At 60.7% G+C, this 16,586-nt stretch carries 16 protein-coding genes; 10 read left to right on the top strand and 6 right to left on the bottom strand.

Features of this window, described 5'->3' with window-relative positions; translation table 11 throughout:
* The first annotated feature begins 132 nt into the window (after positions 1 to 132).
* The gene (locus tag BLW71_RS42410) at positions 133 to 462 is read left to right on the top strand and encodes a hypothetical protein (protein ID WP_091805711.1); all 330 of its coding nucleotides are present in this window, start codon (positions 133 to 135) and stop codon (positions 460 to 462) included.
* Between the two features lie 394 nt (positions 463 to 856).
* Here BLW71_RS42410 and BLW71_RS30060 read toward each other — a convergent pair whose 3' ends face one another.
* Entirely contained in the window at positions 857 to 1,201 is a 345-nt protein-coding gene (locus tag BLW71_RS30060; protein WP_502686839.1) for a hypothetical protein, read from the bottom strand.
* Between the two features lie 741 nt (positions 1,202 to 1,942).
* Entirely contained in the window at positions 1,943 to 3,070 is a 1,128-nt protein-coding gene (locus BLW71_RS30055) for an aminotransferase class V-fold PLP-dependent enzyme (RefSeq protein ID WP_091805708.1), read from the bottom strand.
* A gap of 241 nt (positions 3,071 to 3,311) precedes the next feature.
* Between BLW71_RS30055 and BLW71_RS30050 the strand changes: the two genes are divergently transcribed.
* Together BLW71_RS30050 and BLW71_RS30045 are read left to right on the top strand one after the other, a co-directional pair.
* Entirely contained in the window at positions 3,312 to 4,109 is a 798-nt protein-coding gene (locus BLW71_RS30050; protein WP_091805704.1) for a hypothetical protein, read from the top strand.
* A 33-nt stretch (positions 4,110 to 4,142) separates the two neighbouring features.
* Entirely contained in the window at positions 4,143 to 4,526 is a 384-nt protein-coding gene (locus BLW71_RS30045) for a nuclear transport factor 2-like protein (RefSeq protein ID WP_091805700.1), read from the top strand.
* 25 nt (positions 4,527 to 4,551) lie between these two features.
* On the opposite strand, the gene BLW71_RS30040 is transcribed toward BLW71_RS30045, so the two are convergent.
* The 3 genes from BLW71_RS30040 to BLW71_RS30030 all read right to left on the bottom strand — a co-directional run bounded on the left by BLW71_RS30040 (position 4,552) and on the right by BLW71_RS30030 (position 7,751).
* The gene (locus BLW71_RS30040; protein ID WP_091805695.1) at positions 4,552 to 4,866 is read right to left on the bottom strand and encodes a helicase; all 315 of its coding nucleotides are present in this window, start codon (positions 4,864 to 4,866) and stop codon (positions 4,552 to 4,554) included.
* A 107-nt stretch (positions 4,867 to 4,973) separates the two neighbouring features.
* Positions 4,974 to 7,223: a xanthine dehydrogenase family protein molybdopterin-binding subunit gene (locus BLW71_RS30035; RefSeq protein WP_091805692.1), complete on the bottom strand. Its 2,250-nt coding sequence runs from the start codon at positions 7,221 to 7,223 to the stop codon at positions 4,974 to 4,976.
* Positions 7,224 to 7,751 carry a (2Fe-2S)-binding protein gene (locus BLW71_RS30030; RefSeq protein WP_091805687.1) on the bottom strand — a complete coding sequence of 176 codons (528 nt, stop codon included), beginning with the start codon at positions 7,749 to 7,751 and terminating at the stop codon, positions 7,224 to 7,226.
* 145 nt (positions 7,752 to 7,896) lie between these two features.
* Between BLW71_RS30030 and BLW71_RS30025 the strand changes: the two genes are divergently transcribed.
* A complete protein-coding gene (locus BLW71_RS30025; RefSeq protein WP_091805684.1) occupies positions 7,897 to 8,793 on the top strand; it encodes a LysR substrate-binding domain-containing protein in 897 nt (298 codons plus the stop codon).
* Here the strand turns inward: BLW71_RS30025 and BLW71_RS30020 are convergent.
* Positions 8,780 to 9,667 (bottom strand): LysR substrate-binding domain-containing protein, encoded by an 888-nt coding sequence (locus BLW71_RS30020; protein ID WP_091805681.1) that lies wholly within the window; start codon positions 9,665 to 9,667, stop codon positions 8,780 to 8,782. The genes BLW71_RS30025 and BLW71_RS30020 overlap by 14 nt on opposite strands.
* Before the next feature lie 241 nt (positions 9,668 to 9,908).
* On the opposite strand from BLW71_RS30020, the gene BLW71_RS30015 reads away from it, so the two are divergent.
* The 6 genes from BLW71_RS30015 to BLW71_RS29990 all read left to right on the top strand — a co-directional run bounded on the left by BLW71_RS30015 (position 9,909) and on the right by BLW71_RS29990 (position 16,523).
* Positions 9,909 to 10,865, top strand: a complete 957-nt coding sequence (locus tag BLW71_RS30015; protein WP_091805678.1) for an amidohydrolase family protein — start codon at positions 9,909 to 9,911, stop codon at positions 10,863 to 10,865.
* Complete coding sequence (locus tag BLW71_RS30010; protein ID WP_091805675.1) at positions 10,865 to 11,791, top strand: amidohydrolase family protein; 927 nt, start codon at positions 10,865 to 10,867, stop codon at positions 11,789 to 11,791. The genes BLW71_RS30015 and BLW71_RS30010 overlap by 1 nt, the downstream gene beginning before the upstream one ends.
* A gap of 119 nt (positions 11,792 to 11,910) precedes the next feature.
* The gene (locus tag BLW71_RS30005) at positions 11,911 to 13,305 is read left to right on the top strand and encodes a UbiD family decarboxylase (protein WP_091805672.1); all 1,395 of its coding nucleotides are present in this window, start codon (positions 11,911 to 11,913) and stop codon (positions 13,303 to 13,305) included.
* Positions 13,302 to 13,892 carry a UbiX family flavin prenyltransferase gene (locus BLW71_RS30000; protein ID WP_091805670.1) on the top strand — a complete coding sequence of 197 codons (591 nt, stop codon included), beginning with the start codon at positions 13,302 to 13,304 and terminating at the stop codon, positions 13,890 to 13,892. The genes BLW71_RS30005 and BLW71_RS30000 overlap by 4 nt, the downstream gene beginning before the upstream one ends.
* Positions 13,893 to 13,932: 40 nt before the next feature.
* Positions 13,933 to 15,039 carry a CobW family GTP-binding protein gene (locus BLW71_RS29995; protein ID WP_091805667.1) on the top strand — a complete coding sequence of 369 codons (1,107 nt, stop codon included), beginning with the start codon at positions 13,933 to 13,935 and terminating at the stop codon, positions 15,037 to 15,039.
* A gap of 143 nt (positions 15,040 to 15,182) precedes the next feature.
* Entirely contained in the window at positions 15,183 to 16,523 is a 1,341-nt protein-coding gene (locus BLW71_RS29990) for a nucleobase:cation symporter-2 family protein (RefSeq protein WP_091805664.1), read from the top strand.
* The last annotated feature ends 63 nt before the right edge of the window (positions 16,524 to 16,586 follow it).

Below are 16,586 nucleotides of genomic sequence, written 5' to 3'. Positions count from 1 at the left end.
CAGCTCCTATTGAATCGGTACGCATCCTTTTCGGCATGAATAAGAGTCGGCGGCACAGCGATTGCTGCGCTTTTGGTCGGGCAGGCGACGACCGTCTGTTTCTTTATTCAGTCCGATAAGGAGGGATGGATCATGAGCAAGGCAACCAGCACATTGATCGCGGCCATCGCCGCACTTACGCTGTCGGGTGGCGCTTATGCACAGACAGCGGGAGGTTCGAACGGCACCGGTTCAGCGGGTAGCACGGCAAGTCCCGCGAATCAGGTGAATCAGCCGAACAGTGGAATGAGTGGTTATGGCACGCCTGGCGCTACGAATTCGGATAGCGGGATGGCGACCAGGGCGCCGAATTCGGGTTTGCCGAGTGGGACGAATAGTAGCTCCAACTCCGGCAATAGCGCTCCCAAGAGCAACAATACGCTGGCGAGGCCGAGTGTAGTGTCGCCTGCGGCGGGTCAATAAGCGTTGTAAAGGTGACGACCGGCGGCAAATCACGGTGAAAGTAATTTCGACCGGAGCCGCGAGTTCGCGGTTGGCATGCGCGAGTCAATACGACAGGTCTGCACGGTCGCTCGGTTCGTGACGAGCAACGTTATTGATGCGTGAGTGTGATGAGGTCGTGATCCAGTTGAGCTTCGGCGCAGAGGAACATTGTGAGGCTGGGCTGCGCTGGGCTCGATTCGTATCGAGCGCTTCTCGACTCTCAACGACCTTCACAAAGCTAGCGTTCGAGTTCTTTATTGGTCCTGTGTCGCATGACAGACCGCTGCCGTCTCGGACAGCGGTCTTTTCGTTTCTGCATGACATTGTCTTTGCGGCGGCACTACCCAATGCTTAGTTGTTAGTTTTCCGTCGCTTAGTGTGGCGCGGGAACCAGTTGCTGGATCGCGTCCGCTCTCAAAGTCGCTGCACTGTCCGATGGTGGGCTTTTGTGCTTTGGCGTGTCGGCGGCGGTGGCGGATGCTTTCGCCCTCTGGGATGCCTCGGCCAGCAGGGTCGCCGCATGGCGCGCCGTGATGCGGCTTTGCGAGACACCCTTCGCATCGAGTGCGATCACCTGGAACAGTTCGCGGTCGTATTCGAGTTCCTGCTGATATTGTTCAGCTGTGTCTACCAGTAGTTCAAGGAGCGTCTGACGACGCCGTCTTTCATCGCTCGTGATGGCAGGATTCCTACATATTGAAGACGCAAGTGTGATCAAGGTGTCCAGTTGGCCTACCTGCCGGTCGCATAAGTCAAATGCGGATAGGGCGAGCGTTTCGTACTGGAGCGCGTCGACGGGCGGACGCGATGAAGGCTGGTTTTTTGATGGATTTGGTCATGGCGCGATCTCTCTGGTGATTCTTTGGATCGCCCGACACTCGCTTGTAAAGGGGTGAGCGGGCACGTGGCGGGATTGGAAGACCGGCGCTAAACCAAACCGGCGAGCCTTGCGGCTCCCCCACCACAGCCCGCCCGTTGATATGTATAGGCGTGCAGAGGTAGACGCACGCCCCGCGATGAGCGGGTGTGCGAGTTTAGCTAGCAGGCTTCCAAACCTGGTCGCTGGGTGTTTCCCGAGACTTGGGAATTATAAATCAGGGCGGACGGGTTGCTGCCAACTGAGTAGGCTAAATGCTTAATTTGGTCGGAAGGGTAATCGCAGCGGGCCGAGGACGTCGGCAGGGGTGCCCATTAGCGGACGGTGCCGATTGCGACGATTACGTGCTTTCGGCTCACAAGCTATCGCTCATGGGCTCGTGTATCGGGACCGATTTTCTTGGGGTTTATTCAACGCCTGCCCGCACGCGCCGTCGCGCGCTCCAGAGCCCGCGGACATGGGCAGGTGTCGAACAAACCTCCAGATTAGTACGCATAGCCTGCCCGCAAGGTTTCGGTTTTCCGGCCTAGCCAGTTGCGTTAACGAGCAATACGCGCATCCTCCGCAAAGGAAAAACCCCCTCTAACCAATACTGTCCAGCGCCTTCGCAAGCCTGGCGACCGCACCTTCCACATCATGCAGCTTGTCCAACCCAAACAATCCAATGCGGAAGGTCTTAAAATCCTCAGGCTCGTCGCATTGAAGCGGAACGCCAGCCGCAATCTGCAAACCCGCATCGGCAAACTTCTTACCCGATCGAATTCCATCATCGTCGGTGTAGCTGACGACAACGCCCGGTGCCTCAAACCCTTCAGCCGCCACGCTTCTAAACCCCTTATCCGCGAGAAGTGACCGAACACGCTTCCCAAGCTCAAGCTGCTCCGCTCTCACTTTATCGAAGCCGTATGCCTCGGTCTCCTTCATAACGTCACGCAACGTAGCAAGACCGTCCGTAGGCATCGTCGCGTGATACGCGAACCCACCGTTCTCGTAGGCTTCCATGATCTGCAGCCATTTGCGAAGATCACACGCGAAACTGGTACTCGTCGTCCCGTTGATTCTTTCGCGGGCAAGCTCGCTCAGCATGACCAGACCGCAGCACGGCGACGCGCTCCATCCCTTTTGCGGTGCGCTGATCAGGACGTCAACGCCGCTCGCCTTCATGTCGACCCAGACCGTACCGGAGGCAATGCAATCCAGTACGAACATGCCGTCGACGGCATGCGCAGCGTCGGCCACCGCGCGCAAATAAGCGTCCGGCAGCATGATCCCGGATGCGGTTTCGACATGCGGCGCAAAGACCAGATCCGGCTTGTGTTCCCTGATTGCGGCGACCACGTCTTCGATAGGTGGCGGTGCATAGGCAGCCTGTCTCCCTTCTTCGACCGGGCGCGCCTTCAGCACGATCGATTCAGACGGAATGCCGCCCATGTCGAAAATCTGCGTCCAGCGGAAACTGAACCAGCCATTCCGGATGACCAGGCACTTCCTGTTCGTTGCGAACTGCCGGGCGACGGCTTCCATGCCGAACGTCCCGCTGCCAGGTACAACAACGACCGACTTCGCGTTGTAGACCTTCTTCAGAGAATCGGAAATATCGCGCATCACTCCTTGAAAGAGCTGCGACATATGATTGATTGATCGGTCGGTGTAAACGACTGAGTATTCGAGGAGCCCCTCGCGGTCGACATCGGGAAGTAAGCCTGGCACGTTTGTCTCCGGTTATAGATGAATATTTGTACGTGAAACAGATTCTAGCGAAAGCTATGTGCGGCTGCGGCAAAAAGCATTTTGCATTGCTGCTGCCGGCCCGTGGCGCCGGTCGCTGCCAGGCCAGCGGGGCATCCGCCTGGCTTGATAGAACGAGCCACTCCGTCGGTTTGAACCGTCGCCTCGCCCTCCGCAGACCCGCTTCCTACTTGGAACTATACTAGGACACTTGGAGGTCCCCATGCCCGACCACGACAAACCGCATCCACTCCGCCCGTTCCTGAAAAATTGGATTTGGGAGCATGGACGGATCGGCACTCGCTATCTTGACTACGCGGATGCCGAGATCAAGTTTGATGAAGGCAAGAAATCGCATTTCGCAGCCGAGAAATACACCTACGTACCCCTCGGCAAGGACGCTCAAGACGACGTATCCAAAGATGGTCCCGCGATCCAGGAAGCGGGACTCGCCCGCTTTCTGCGAGCCGCGCAATTGGGCACGCCAGAGGAAGCAGGTTCTGTCGCCGAGGTTCAACGCGCCGTGCAGGACTGCGTCGAACTCGGCCTGTTCAGCGCCTATCAATCACAGGCTCGAGAAGCATTTGCCCGCTACGCGCAAGAACCCATGTTCGACGACGAGATTCGCGCAGCGGTTGTCGACGACATCAGGGGTATGTACGCTGGCATGCCAGAACAACTGGCGCTATACGATTTCAGCGTGCTTTACGGCTTGCCCACGCCGCTGCTGATCAACGAGGCGCCGTTCATCGACTGGCGTGTGCGCGCCAGTCCGGCACTTCCGTTTGTATCGCTTCCGCTGGGACCTTACTGCCTGCTCGTAGGTGCGCCGTCTGGGAGGCAAAGCCGAATCGGATCGGTGGTCTGGAAAGCAGCTGCGGCGATGGGCCCGTTGAAGGACCACAACCGCCAGATCGCGGAGCACGCACGTCTTTGGCTGGTGGCGACCAATGATGACCAACTCGTCGCTGAAAAAAACCGCATCGCCGCGGCGTCGGGGGTTATTCCTCGACGCACGTAACTGTTGAACGTAGACGTTATCCGGAGGCACGCCATGCAGGACGAGACAATACGTGAGGCACTGAATGCGCACTGGCAAGCGTCGGCGGCCGGCGATCTCGACGCGGAACACGATATTTACGATGACGATGCCATCTGTGACTATCCGCAGTCAGGCGAGCGAATCCTCGGGCGAACGAATTTGCAGGCACTGCGGAGTCATCATCCAGGCAAGCCAGCAGGTTTCGATGTCAGGCGCATTCAAGGGGAAGGCAATCTATGGATAACGGAATACGCCATCAACTATAACGGGCGGCTGGCGTACACGGTCAGCATTATGGAGTTCTGCAACGGCAAGGTGATTCACGAGACGCAGTATTTTTCCGATCCATTTGAAGCGCCGAGTTGGCGGAGTCAATGGGTTCAGCAAATCGCGTGACTATGCGATGGATTGCCCCTCTTCCCTACGCCTCCTTCAACCAACCCATTTCCACAGGCGACACCACCAACTGCCTACCCTCGCGCTTCAGTTCGAAGATAAACCCCACCAGAATCATAGAATCGGCATAAGGGATCGGAAATACGTGTGGATTTTCCGCAGCGCGCAGCGGCCGAGCCGGCGTGTCCGCCGTCACCGCAGCATTCTCGCGGACGCTTTCCAGCTCGTCAGCCATGGCCTGACCACTGAGTTTCACGACACGGCTACGCAGGTCGCTGAAGGGTTCGATACGTGCCGCATCTTCGTTGTATTCGGGCACTTCATAGATGAACCAAGACATGTGCAGCTCCCAAGGAAAGGGCAGCCATTCTAACAGCGGCTTAATCGGTCGCGGATTCAACCGGTCGATGCAATAGCCAGATCGAATCGCGCAACCCCGCCTCAAGCCTACGCCTTCCGGCCCACTTTCTCCAACTCAAACGGCGTATCGCGCAACCGCTTCCCCGTTAGCCTGAACACCGCATTAGCAACCGCCGGCGCCACCGAAGGACTCGACAACTCCCCCACGCCACCCGGTTTCGACGTATCCCCCTGCACAATCAGAACGTCGACCTCGGGCATATCACTCATCCGCATGACCCGATAACTATCGAAGTTCTTCTGCTGAATCTGCCCATGCCGAATATCAATGCGATCCGCTGTCGCATGCCCGAGCCCCCACATCAATCCACCATAAAGCTGTTCCTCTACACCACCAGGCGAGACAGCCAACCCACAATCCGCGACACAGGTGAGCTTCTCGACTACAACCCCATCGCCCTTGCGAGCCACCCGCGCCACGACCGCCACATAACTGCTATACGCCTGATTCGTCGCCACACCCAAAGCAGTCCCGGCAGGCAACGCCTTTCCCCACCCGGCCCGTTTCGCCGCCTCACGCAAAACAGCCTGATGCCTCGGATCGTTCATATGCGCGAGCCGAAACTCGACCGGGTCCTGATGCCCCGCATGCGCCGCCTCATCCATGAACGACTCGACCGCGAACACATTCGGGATATAACTCACCGCCCGATACCACCCGGTCGGCACCCCCGTCTCATGCCGCACCCAACCGATATCCACATGCGGCGCGCCATAAGCGAACTCATACTTGCTGATCGCTTCGGTCGTGCTGTAATCCATCCGATCCGGCCGATCGAAGTACCCCGGCTCCCATTGTTCCGGCGAAGCAGGCATGACCGCGCGCAATTGCAGCGTCGCCAGATTGCCGCGCGCATCGAGCACGGCCCTCGCCCGGTGATAGCTCGCCGAGTGATAGTAAAGCGCGCGCATTTCGTCCTCGCGGCTGTTCATCAGCTTGACCGGCTTGCCAACCTTCAACGCAAGCCACGTCACTTCAAAAAGCCAGTACTTCGATTCACGCGACCCAAAGCTCCCGCCTGAAACCAGCTCGTGCAGCACCACACGATCCGCCGGAATGCCGCCGATCACCTCGGCCGCCTCCTGCACCGTCGAAGGCACCTGCAGACCACCCCAATACTCGATCTGCCCATCCTTCGCCCACGCAGTGACGTTGATCGGTTCGAGCGGATTCTGCGCCTTATAAGGCATCGAATAAGCAGCTTCGATCACCCGCGCACCATGCGGCCACGCCGTCTTCACATCGCCGCTCTGAATGGTCGGCACCACCCTTGCCGCGGGATCGTCGAGCCACGCCGCCTGACGCGCAGCAAGCGTGCTGCTATCGAAAGTTTCAAGCGGACTATCTTCCCACTCCACATGCAACGCCGCCTGCCCCTTATGCGCCGACCAGTAGTCATCAGCCAATACGGCCACGCCCGCCTGATTGCCGCCGAGAATGTCCGGCCTCCCAGGAATCTGCACGACCTGCCGCACACCGGGCACGGCCAGCGCGGCTTTGGCATCCACGCTGCGCACGCGCGCATCAATCACCGGCGCACGTGTGACGACCGCGACCAGCATGCCCGGCAACGACACGTCGATGCTGTATCGAAACGCGCCTCTCGCCTTCTCCGCCGCGCCGCGTTTCTTCTGCAATTTGCCGATGTATCTGAACTGCGACGGGTCTTTCAACGCGACGTCCTTAGGCGCGGGCAATTGCGCGGCGACCTGCGCCAGCGAGCCGTAGTTCGCACGCTTGCTGCCAGCCTTGTCGATTACGAAGCCGTTTTCCGTCGAACACGCCGACGGCGCCACATTCCATTGCTTTGCCGCGGCAGCGATCAACATCGCCCGCGCTGTCGCGCCTGCACGTCGCAAGCGGTCGTATTCCAGCGAGACGCTCGTACTCCCGCCCGTCGAAAACACCTTCCACAACGGATGAATGTAATCGCCGTAAAACGGATTCTCCGGCGTAATCACATCCACGCGAAACGGATCGACATCCAATTCTTCCGCGACCAGCGCAGCGAGCGCGGTACGCGTTCCCGTGCCGGAGTCGTGTTTATGGACGACGAGCTTGATCGTGTCGTCCGGCAGTACGCGCACCCACGCATTCGGTTCGAATTCGCCGGCTTGCGGTTTGGGGTCGCCGCTTGGGCTATTACCGTTGGCGAACGCTTCAGGCAACTGGAAGCCGATCGCAAGCCCCGAGGCCAACAGCGCCGAACTCTGCTTGATGAAGCGACGGCGCGCGGCGCCGCGAGCGCTGGTCAGCGCGTCTTTGTCGTTGCGCATTCAAGCCTCCTCGTTCGTAGCATGAAACGAGCAGGCGGACGCGCAAGCAGGCATCTCTAACGCCGCCAGCGATGCATCACCCAAAGCCGCCCGCTTGATCGCCTTGCGAATCCGCGAGTACGTGCCGCATCGACAGATGTTGCCCGACATCGCCGCCGTGATGGTTTCGTCGTTGACGGTCGGCTTGTCCTTGAGAAACGAGGCCGCCTGCATCAATTGACCGGACTGGCAGTAGCCGCATTGCGGTACATCCTCGGCGACCCACGCGAGTTGCAGCGGATGCCGGCCGTCCTTCGACAATCCTTCGATCGTCGTGATGCGTTTGCCGGCCACCGCGGCTATCGGCAGCAAACACGAGCGAACCGCCTCGCCTTCCAGATGCACCGTACACGCACCGCAAAAGCCGCCGCCGCAGCCGAACTTGGTGCCGGTCAATTTGAGCCGGTCGCGCAACACCCACAACAGGGGCATGTCTTCCGGTACATTGTCGAGCGAGTGCCGCGTATCGTTGACCACGATCTCGATCATGCGCTGTCTCCTGAATGTTGTTGTGCAGCGCGGCGCATGCATGAACGAGAGCGTGAAAGACCGCGTGCTTGCGGCCATTATTGAAAGCCGTAAAGCACAACGCCAGCGACGATTTCTTCCATCACCCGTAAGTCCGGCTAACACCATGTTGAAGCGCTATCCGTCCATCCAGTCGATGCAGGCCTTCCTGCTGGCAGCGCGCCTCGGCAGCTTTTCGAGCGCGGCGCGGCAGTTGTCGCTCACGCATAGCGCGATCAGCCAGCAGATTCGCACGCTCGAAGAATTCGTCGGCCAGCCGCTTTTTGTGCGCGAAAGCGGCCGCGTGGTGCTGACGGATGCCGGTGTGCTGTTCGCCAATCAGTTGGCCGATGGCTTCGAGCAGATCGATCGCGCGTTGTCGTCGGTGAAAGAGCGCCCGGTCAAACAGTCGATCACGCTCGACGTCGATCCCGAACTCGCGCAAAGCTGGCTGGTGGCGCGCTTGGCGGCTTTGCTCGGCGCGTTGAGCGGCACATCCCTCACGGTGTTGTCCACGCCGCGCCATGACCGCAGCGCGTTCGAGCGTGTGGATATTGCGTTGCGGTACGGATATGGCGAATGGGACGGCTTCGAAAACACGCTGATCTGCGGCGACCGTCTAACGGCCGTGGGCTCGCCATCGCTGCTGGAGGAACGCGGGCTTACCGTGCCGCTCACGCCGGAGCAACTCCTTGAATTGCCATTGCTCGGCTATACGAAGCGTTCGTGGATTCCCTGGCTCGCCGCCGCGGGTCTACCCGAAGTCGAGCCCGATGCGGTAGCGGTTTTCGACAACGCAGCCGGCTTGATCGCCGCGGCGAGTGCAGGCGTGGGCGCGGGTTTGGCGCGCGGCCTGCTCGCCGCCGACGCGCAACGCAACGGCACGTTAGTCGAACTAACACAGGTGGAAATTCCCACGCACTACAACCTCTACGCGGTATGGCCGCGCGAGAAAGCCGAGCGCGTGGCACCGCTGATCGACGTGATACGCGACCTGGTAGCGAAAACGGTCAGCACACGCTAGCCGCCACTTCCCGCACAGTATCGAGAAAGAGCGACAGCACCGGCGAAGGCGTCCCCGCACGATAACGCGCATACAGCGACACTTCGGGACGCGGCGCCGCCACCGGCACAAACACGACACCACCCGTCGACAATTGCCGCGCGGAAGAAGGCAGCAAGGCCACACCCAGCCCTTCCCGCACGAGGCACAACAGCGTATGCACCTCGACCACTTCCTGATCGATTCGCGGTGTAAACCCCGCCTCGACGCAACAGTCCTGTAGAAACCGCGCCAATTGCGACTGCCGCAGCCCGAACGACACGAAGCGCTCGCTCTCCAACTCGCGCAACGCAATCTCTTCACGCGATGCCAGCGCATGCCCCAACGGCAGCGCAATCACCGCAGATTCGCGCATCACCACTTCGCTGCGAATCTCCGGATCCTCATGCGAGACGCGGAAGAAACACACATCGAGCCGGCGCTCCTTCAACGCGAGAATCTGCGCGGCCGGCGTCATCTCATGCAGCGTCCACCGCACTTGCGGATGCTTCTGCGCGAATACCCGTAGCGCGCGCGGAATCGGCTCGACCATCGCCGAGCTGATGATGCCGATCTCGAGACTGCCCACTTCGCCGCGCCCCGCGCAGCGCGTCAGATCGATCGCGCGTTCGAACTGCGCGAAGATCAGCGGCACCTGTTCTTTAAGTGTTTTCCCTGCCTCGGTGAGTTCGACACGGTGTTGCGAGCGCATGAACAGCGCGGTGCCCATCTCCTCTTCGAGGATGCGAATCTGCTGGCTCAGCGGCGGCTGGGAAATGTGCAGCCGCGCGGCTGCCCGGCCGAAATGCAGTTCGTCGGCAAGCACCGCGAAGTAACGCAACAGCCGGATGTCCATATCGCAAACGTATCAAGATCGTGGTTAAAAAATATTGTACAGAGCGTTTTTATCTTGTGAGACTGCATCGCAAGCAGCAGTGCACATCAGTGTGACACTCGATGCCGGCGAGGGGAAGGCGCACAAACACTGCGTCTTGCAAAGGGCCGCATGGGCAAGCCCAACGGGCTGAGTTCCATCGATGCGCCTGCCCGCGATCCGGCAACTGGATACACCAGTTCCTCTCAAGGAGATCGAGTACATGATCATCGACACTAGCTGTTATCCGACCAATCTGGTCGACCTCGCGTGGCGCCATGACGGCGAGCCATTTTCCGGCGAGCGTCTGATCGAGGTGATGGACGGCCCCTACATCATCAACGGTAAGCCTCGCCGCATCGACAAGGCGTTCATTCAGCCGCCGCAAGGCAACACCATCTATACGTGGACCGACGGCGAACGCTCGGGCCGCGAGTCGATCGACGACTACATGGCGTACACCGTGGAATGCGTTCAGAAGTACCCGGACCGTCTGCTCGGCTGCTTCGTCTACAACCCGCGTTGCGGTCCGGAGAACGGCGCCGAAGCGATCGAGTTCTATGCGAAGGAACACGGCTTCAAGATGGTGCAGTTGCAGGCCAACATGCATGCGTATCGCCCCGACCGCGCGCTCGACTGGCTGCGCCCCGCGTTGCGTAAATGCGCAGACCTCGGCCTGCTCGTGAAGCTGCACACCGGCGACGGCCCGTACAGCATTCCGAGTGAGTGGTATCCGCTGATTCGCGAATTCCCGTCGGTGAATTTCATCATGGCGCACTTCGGTGTGCAGACGGGCGGCGTGTATTGCTTCGAGCCGTATCAGATGGCGCTCGATACACCGAACGTGTATTGCGAATCGAGCTGGTGCCTGCAATCGCGCATCGTCGAATTCGCGAAGGTGCTGCCCACGCACAAGATTCTCTACGGTTCCGACACGCCGCCGAACGAGCCGGGCATGTGGCTGCGTTTGCTCGAAGTGTTGTGTCACGAGCCGCCGCAAGGCCTGAATCTCGACGAAGACACGCTCGAAGACTATCTCGGCAACAACCTCGCCCGCATGATCGGCATCGAGCCGAGCGCGCCGCCGAGGAGCGTCGAAGAAGCGCAAGCCTATCTGAAACACCATGCCGGCACCGCGAAGAAACACGCGGGCGAGGCCCACTACGCAGGAGCCCGCTGATGATCATCGATACCCATCTGCACCCCACGAACCTCGTCGACGAAGCCTGGCGCCACACCGGTGAGCCGTTCACCGGCGAACGCCTGCTGAAGATGATGGACGGTCCGTACATCATCAACGGCAAGCCGCGCCGGATCGACATGGGCTTCATTCAGCCGCCGCCCGGCAACACCGGCTATCGCGACGGCAATCGACGCGGCCGCGAAGGCATTCGCGACTACATGTCATATATCGCCGAGTTGACGCAGAAGTACCCGGATCGTTTTATCGGCAACTTTACGTACAACCCGCGCTGGGGCCCGGAAAATGGTGCGGCCGAGCTCGAATTCCACGTGAAGGAATACGGCTTCAAGATGCTCAAGCTGCACGCGAACATGCACGGCTACCGGCCGGATCGCGCGCTCGACTGGTTGCGTCCCGCGATGAAGAAGTGCGCGGAGCTCGGCGTGGTCGTGCTGATCCACACCGGCGACGGACCGTACACGATCCCCACGCAGTTCTATCCGATCATCCGCGAATTTCCGATGGTGAATTTCATCATCGGTCACTTCGGGATTCAGACGGGCGGCAACTATTCGTTCGAAGCCTTCTGGATGGCGATGGACACGCCCAACGTGTACTGCGAATCGGGCTGGTGCTACCAGTCGCGCATCGTCGAATTCGCTCGCGAGCTGCCGCGCAACAAGATCGTGTTCGGCACGGATTCGCCGCCGAACGAGCCGGGCATGTGGTTGCGCGAACTCGAAATGCTGTGCGGTCCCGCACCGCAAGGCATGAATCTGGATGAGGACGGCCTCGAAGACTACATGGGCAACAACATCGCCCGTCTGGTCGGAATCGAGCCGACCAAGCCGCCGAAGGATCTCGCCGAAGCGGAAAAGCGTTTGAAGTCGACGTACGTGAATGATGTGACGCAGCCGGCTTAACGCTGACTGCCCGATGGTTTGAAAGCAGGCGCGGTTAGCGCCGCGCCTGCTTCTTTCGTCTCACGCGTTTCGACTCAACCAGCGGTCCGCTTTCGTTATCGCTTTCGACGGAGTTCACTATGGCGGATAACCTCTTCCGCGCTACACAGGATTTTCACCGCTTCGCGCAGACGTATCGCGAGCACTGTTCCGACGATGTATTGACGCTGACTCAGCCGCTGTCCGCGGACCAGGATGTCACAGCAGTCGTCGCGGAACTCGCCGCGCGCGGCCAGCATCCCATGCTGATCTGCGAGAAGGTCGACGGTATCGCGACACCTCTCGTCACCAACTTTTTCGCTTCACGCACACGCATTGGACGCCTGTTCGATGTCGACGCGTCCGGCCTCTTCGAAGCGTATCAACGACGCGCCAATGCACCCATCTCGCCCTCGTACGTGGCGAACGGTCCCGTGCTGGACCAGGTGATAGAAGGCGACGCCGTCGATCTCGCGCAGTTGCCGATGATCCGCCACTTCGATACCGACCGCGGCCCGTATATCACCAATGCGGTGATCGTCGCCGAAGATCCGGTCACGGGCGTCGCGAACCTCAGCTATCACCGCTCCATGCAGCACGCGAAGGACGCGTTGGCCACCAGCCTGCATTCGCGCGGCCATCTCTGGCGCATGCTGCAAACCGCCCAGGCACGCGGCGACACGTTGAAAGTCGCGATGGTGATCGGCGCGCATCCGCTCTTCATGCTGGCCGCAGCCGCACGCGTACCGTTCGGCACAGACGAGCGCTCAATTGCAGGCGGTCTATTCGGTGCTCCGTTGGAACTGGTGCGCACGCCGCGCTACGGCATCGGCGTGCCCGCTTCCGCGGAGTTCGTGCTGGAAGGCACGATCGATCCTTCAGCACACGCCGAAGAAGGCCCGTTCGGCGAGTTCACCGGTTATTCATCCGACCGCTCGACCAACAACGTGCTGCGCGTCGACACGATGATGCGCCGTCACGATGCATGGCTGGTCGATGTGGTCGGCGGCCCCTACGCAGAACATTTGACTTTGGCCCGCTTGCCGCGAGAAGCGGAGATGAGCGAGAAGCTGAAGGCGCGCTTCCCGTCGGTCACCGCCTTGCACTATCCCAACTCCGGCACGCATTTTCACTGCTACGTCGCGCTGAATCAGACGCGAGACGGCGAAGCACGCCAGATCATGCTCGCGCTGCTCGGCTGGGACCCGTATCTGAAGAACGTCGTGGCGGTGGACAGCGACATCGACATCACCAGCGACTCGCAGGTGCTGTGGGCGATCGCGACGCATTTTCAGCCGCACGAGGACGTGTTTATTGTCGACGGCTTGCCGGGCAGTCCGCTCGATCCTTCGTCGTCCGCGGCGGGCACCACGTCGCGTATGGGGATCGACGCGACACGCGGCGCGCATTTCGACGGCATCCGCGCACGGATCAGCGAACGTGCCTCGCAACAGGCCGTGGACATTCTGACCCGCGCCGCCGGAGCACAGCGATGAGCGCGCGGCGACTCGTAGTCGGCATCAGCGGCGCATCCGGCTTTGCGTATGGTGTGCGCCTGCTGCAACTGCTGCGTCAACTCGATATCGAAACGCATCTGACCGTCTCGCGCAGCGCGCTGCTCACGATGACGCACGAGACCGACTACAAGTTCGCCGAAGTCAGCGCGCTCGCCAGCGCCACCTACCGTTGCGACGACATGGCCGCGGCCATTTCGAGCGGCTCATTCCGCTCGCTGGGCATGATCGTCGCGCCCTGTTCGATGAAGACGCTTGCCGAAATTGCCAGCGGCATGTCGTCGAGCCTGATTTCACGCGCCGCCGATGTCACGTTAAAAGAGCGCCGTCCTCTGGTGCTGCTGGCGCGCGAAACACCGTACACGTTGGCGCATCTGCGCAACATGATTGCCGTAACCGAAATGGGCGCGATCGTCGCGCCACCCGTGCCGGCGTTTTACGCGCGCCCGGCTTCACTCGACCAGATGATCGATCACACGCTAGGCCGCGTGCTCGATCTGTTTGGTCTCGAAGCGGGCACCGTCAAACGCTGGCGAGACGTGGAAATACCCGCACCGCAAATCGCCTGATAGCCGCACCGCAGTACGAACGAAGAAACGGAGACGAGCCATGAATCACATTCACACCACCCACAATGAAATCGAGAAAATCCCCGTCACGGTGCTGACCGGGTTTCTTGGCGCCGGCAAAACGACGCTGCTCAACTACATCCTGCGTGAGAAGCACGGCCGCAAGATCGCGGTGATCGAAAACGAGTTCGGCGAGATCGGCATCGACGGTGGCCTTGTGCTCGAATCGACCGAAGAGATTTACGAAATGACCAACGGCTGCGTCTGCTGCGTCGGCGCGGTGCGCGAGGATCTGGTGCGGATCGTGCGCATGCTGGTGGAAAGGCCGGACCGGCTCGATCACATCATTGTGGAGACGAGCGGTCTCGCCGATCCGTATCCGGTGGCGCAGACTTTCTTTCTTGACGATCCGATTGCGAAGCAGGTCACGCTCGACGCCGTCGTCACGATGGTGGACGCGAAGCATATCGCGGCGCATCTGGACGATCTGGTGCTGGACGGTAGCGACAACCAGGCGGTCGATCAGATTGTGTGTGCGGACCGCATCGTCATCAACAAAGTCGATCTGGTCGGGCCGGACGATATCGCGTCGCTCACGCAGCGTATTCGCGGGCTCAATGCCACGGCAGAGATCGTGGAATCGAGCTATGCGCGGATCGACCTCGACAGGATTCTCGGCGTGGGCGCGAACGAGTTCTCGCAGATTCTCGTCGAAACCGATGGCTTGCACGAGGGAGAACACGCGCACGGCCACGAAGAACATCAAGCGCATCACGACCACGAACATGAGCACGATCACGCTCATTTCGACGACGATCACGCCGACCATCAACACGACGAAAGCGTGTCCTCCGTCGGGATCGAAGTCGACGCGGATATCGACCTCCACGCACTACAAGCGTGGCTCGCGGAACTGCGCGACTCGGACGCGGCGAACCTGTTCCGCATGAAGGGCATTCTCGCCGTGCAAGGCCAGTCGCATCGCTATGTGTTGCAGGGCGTGCACAACGTCATCGAATTGCGCGCGGCGCAAGTATGGGGCAGTGAACCGCGCTCGTGCCGCATTGTTTTCATCGGACGCGATCTCGATCGCGCCGCGCTGACCGACCGCTTCCATGCCTGTCTTGCCGTGCCGGTTGCGGCCTGACGGGAGACCCGGTCGGCGCGCGAAGTGATGCCGTACGGCGAGGCCCGTGCGGCGCGTTCCGATCGAAAACGAAATGCAAGTACCTTGCATGCGACCGGAGTAAGCGCTGAAGCGTTAATGCCGGTCGACATAGGAGACACGTCATGAACACCGCCATACACCCCGTCGATCGGATTCTGCCGAAGCGCCAGATGATCACGCTCGGTTTGCAGCACATGCTAGTGGCTTACATCGGCGCGATTGCTGTTCCGCTGATCGTCGCGTCGGCACTGAAGATGTCGCCGGCCGACACTACCGTGCTCATCAGCACGGCGCTGTTTTGCTCGGGCATTTCGACGATCCTGCAGACCGTCGGCTTCTGGAAGTTCGGTGTGCGCCTGCCGATTCTGCAAGGCGTCGCATTCAGCAGCGTCGGGCCGGTGATCGCGATCGGCACGAGTCCGGGCGTCGGCTTCGCCGGCGTATGTGGCGCGGTGATTGGCGCGGGTCTCTTCACGATGTTCGCCGCGCCGCTGGTCGGGCGCTTACGAAGGTTCTTTCCACCCGTCGTGACCGGCTGCATCGTAACCGTGATCGGCTTGCAACTGTTTCCCGTCGCGTATCAGTGGGCCGGTGGCGGCGAGGCCGCGCAACAGCAGTTCGGCGCCCTGCCCTTCCTGAGCGTCACGCTATTCGTCGCGTTGGTCATTCTCGCGATCAACCGATTTGCCAATGCGTTCCTGCGCAACCTGTCGGTACTCATCGGCCTGGTGGCGGGCGGCATTCTGGCGTGTTCGCTCGGCATGGGCAATTTCGCGAGCGTGGCACAAGCGCCGTGGTTCACCTTGCCGCTGCCGTTTCACTTCGGCACGCCCGTGTTTTCGCTGGTGCCGGTGCTGACGATGATCGTCGTCATGGTCGTGCAGATGGTCGAATCCATGGGCCTCTTTGTCGCGATCGGCGACATCGTCGACAAGGACGTGAGCGAGGAAGACGTGGTGCGCGGCATGCGCGCCAACGGACTCGCCAGCGCGATTGCCGGCATGTTCGCGGCGTTCCCGTTCATCGCTTTCATGGAGAACGTCGGGCTCGTGATTCTGACCGGCGTGCGCAGCCGCTGGGTGGTGGCGATCAGCGGCGTGCTGATGTGCGTGGTGGCGCTGGTGCCGAAGATCGGTGCGGTGGTGGCCTCGACGCCTTCGGCGGCGCTCGGCGGCGCAGGCATCGCGATGTTCGGTGTCGTGGTCGCGGCCGGTGTGCAGACGCTGGCGAAGGTGGACTTCGAGCGCAATCGCTACAACGTGCTGATCGTCGGCTTTACGATCGCCACCGCGTTGATTCCAGTGATGGCGCCGCAAGTCTTCAAGCATATGCCCGATTGGACGCAGCCGTTCCTGCATAGCGGCGTGGTGCTGGCGTGCCTGGTTTCCGTGGTGCTGAACGCGGTGCTCAACGGCGCGCATGAAGAAGACCTCGTGCCGGCACACAACATGGTCCGCGAATAACGGACGCGGCATGACGAGCGCGGCCGGTACGCCTGTATGGATCGCCGGCCGCTTCGCAGTAAC

It is taken from the genome of Burkholderia sp. WP9 (assembly GCF_900104795.1).
Classification (GTDB): Bacteria; Pseudomonadota; Gammaproteobacteria; order Burkholderiales; family Burkholderiaceae; genus Paraburkholderia.
The sequence above is the reverse complement of the archived record's forward strand: the minus strand, read 5'-3'. Positions and strand labels throughout refer to the sequence as shown.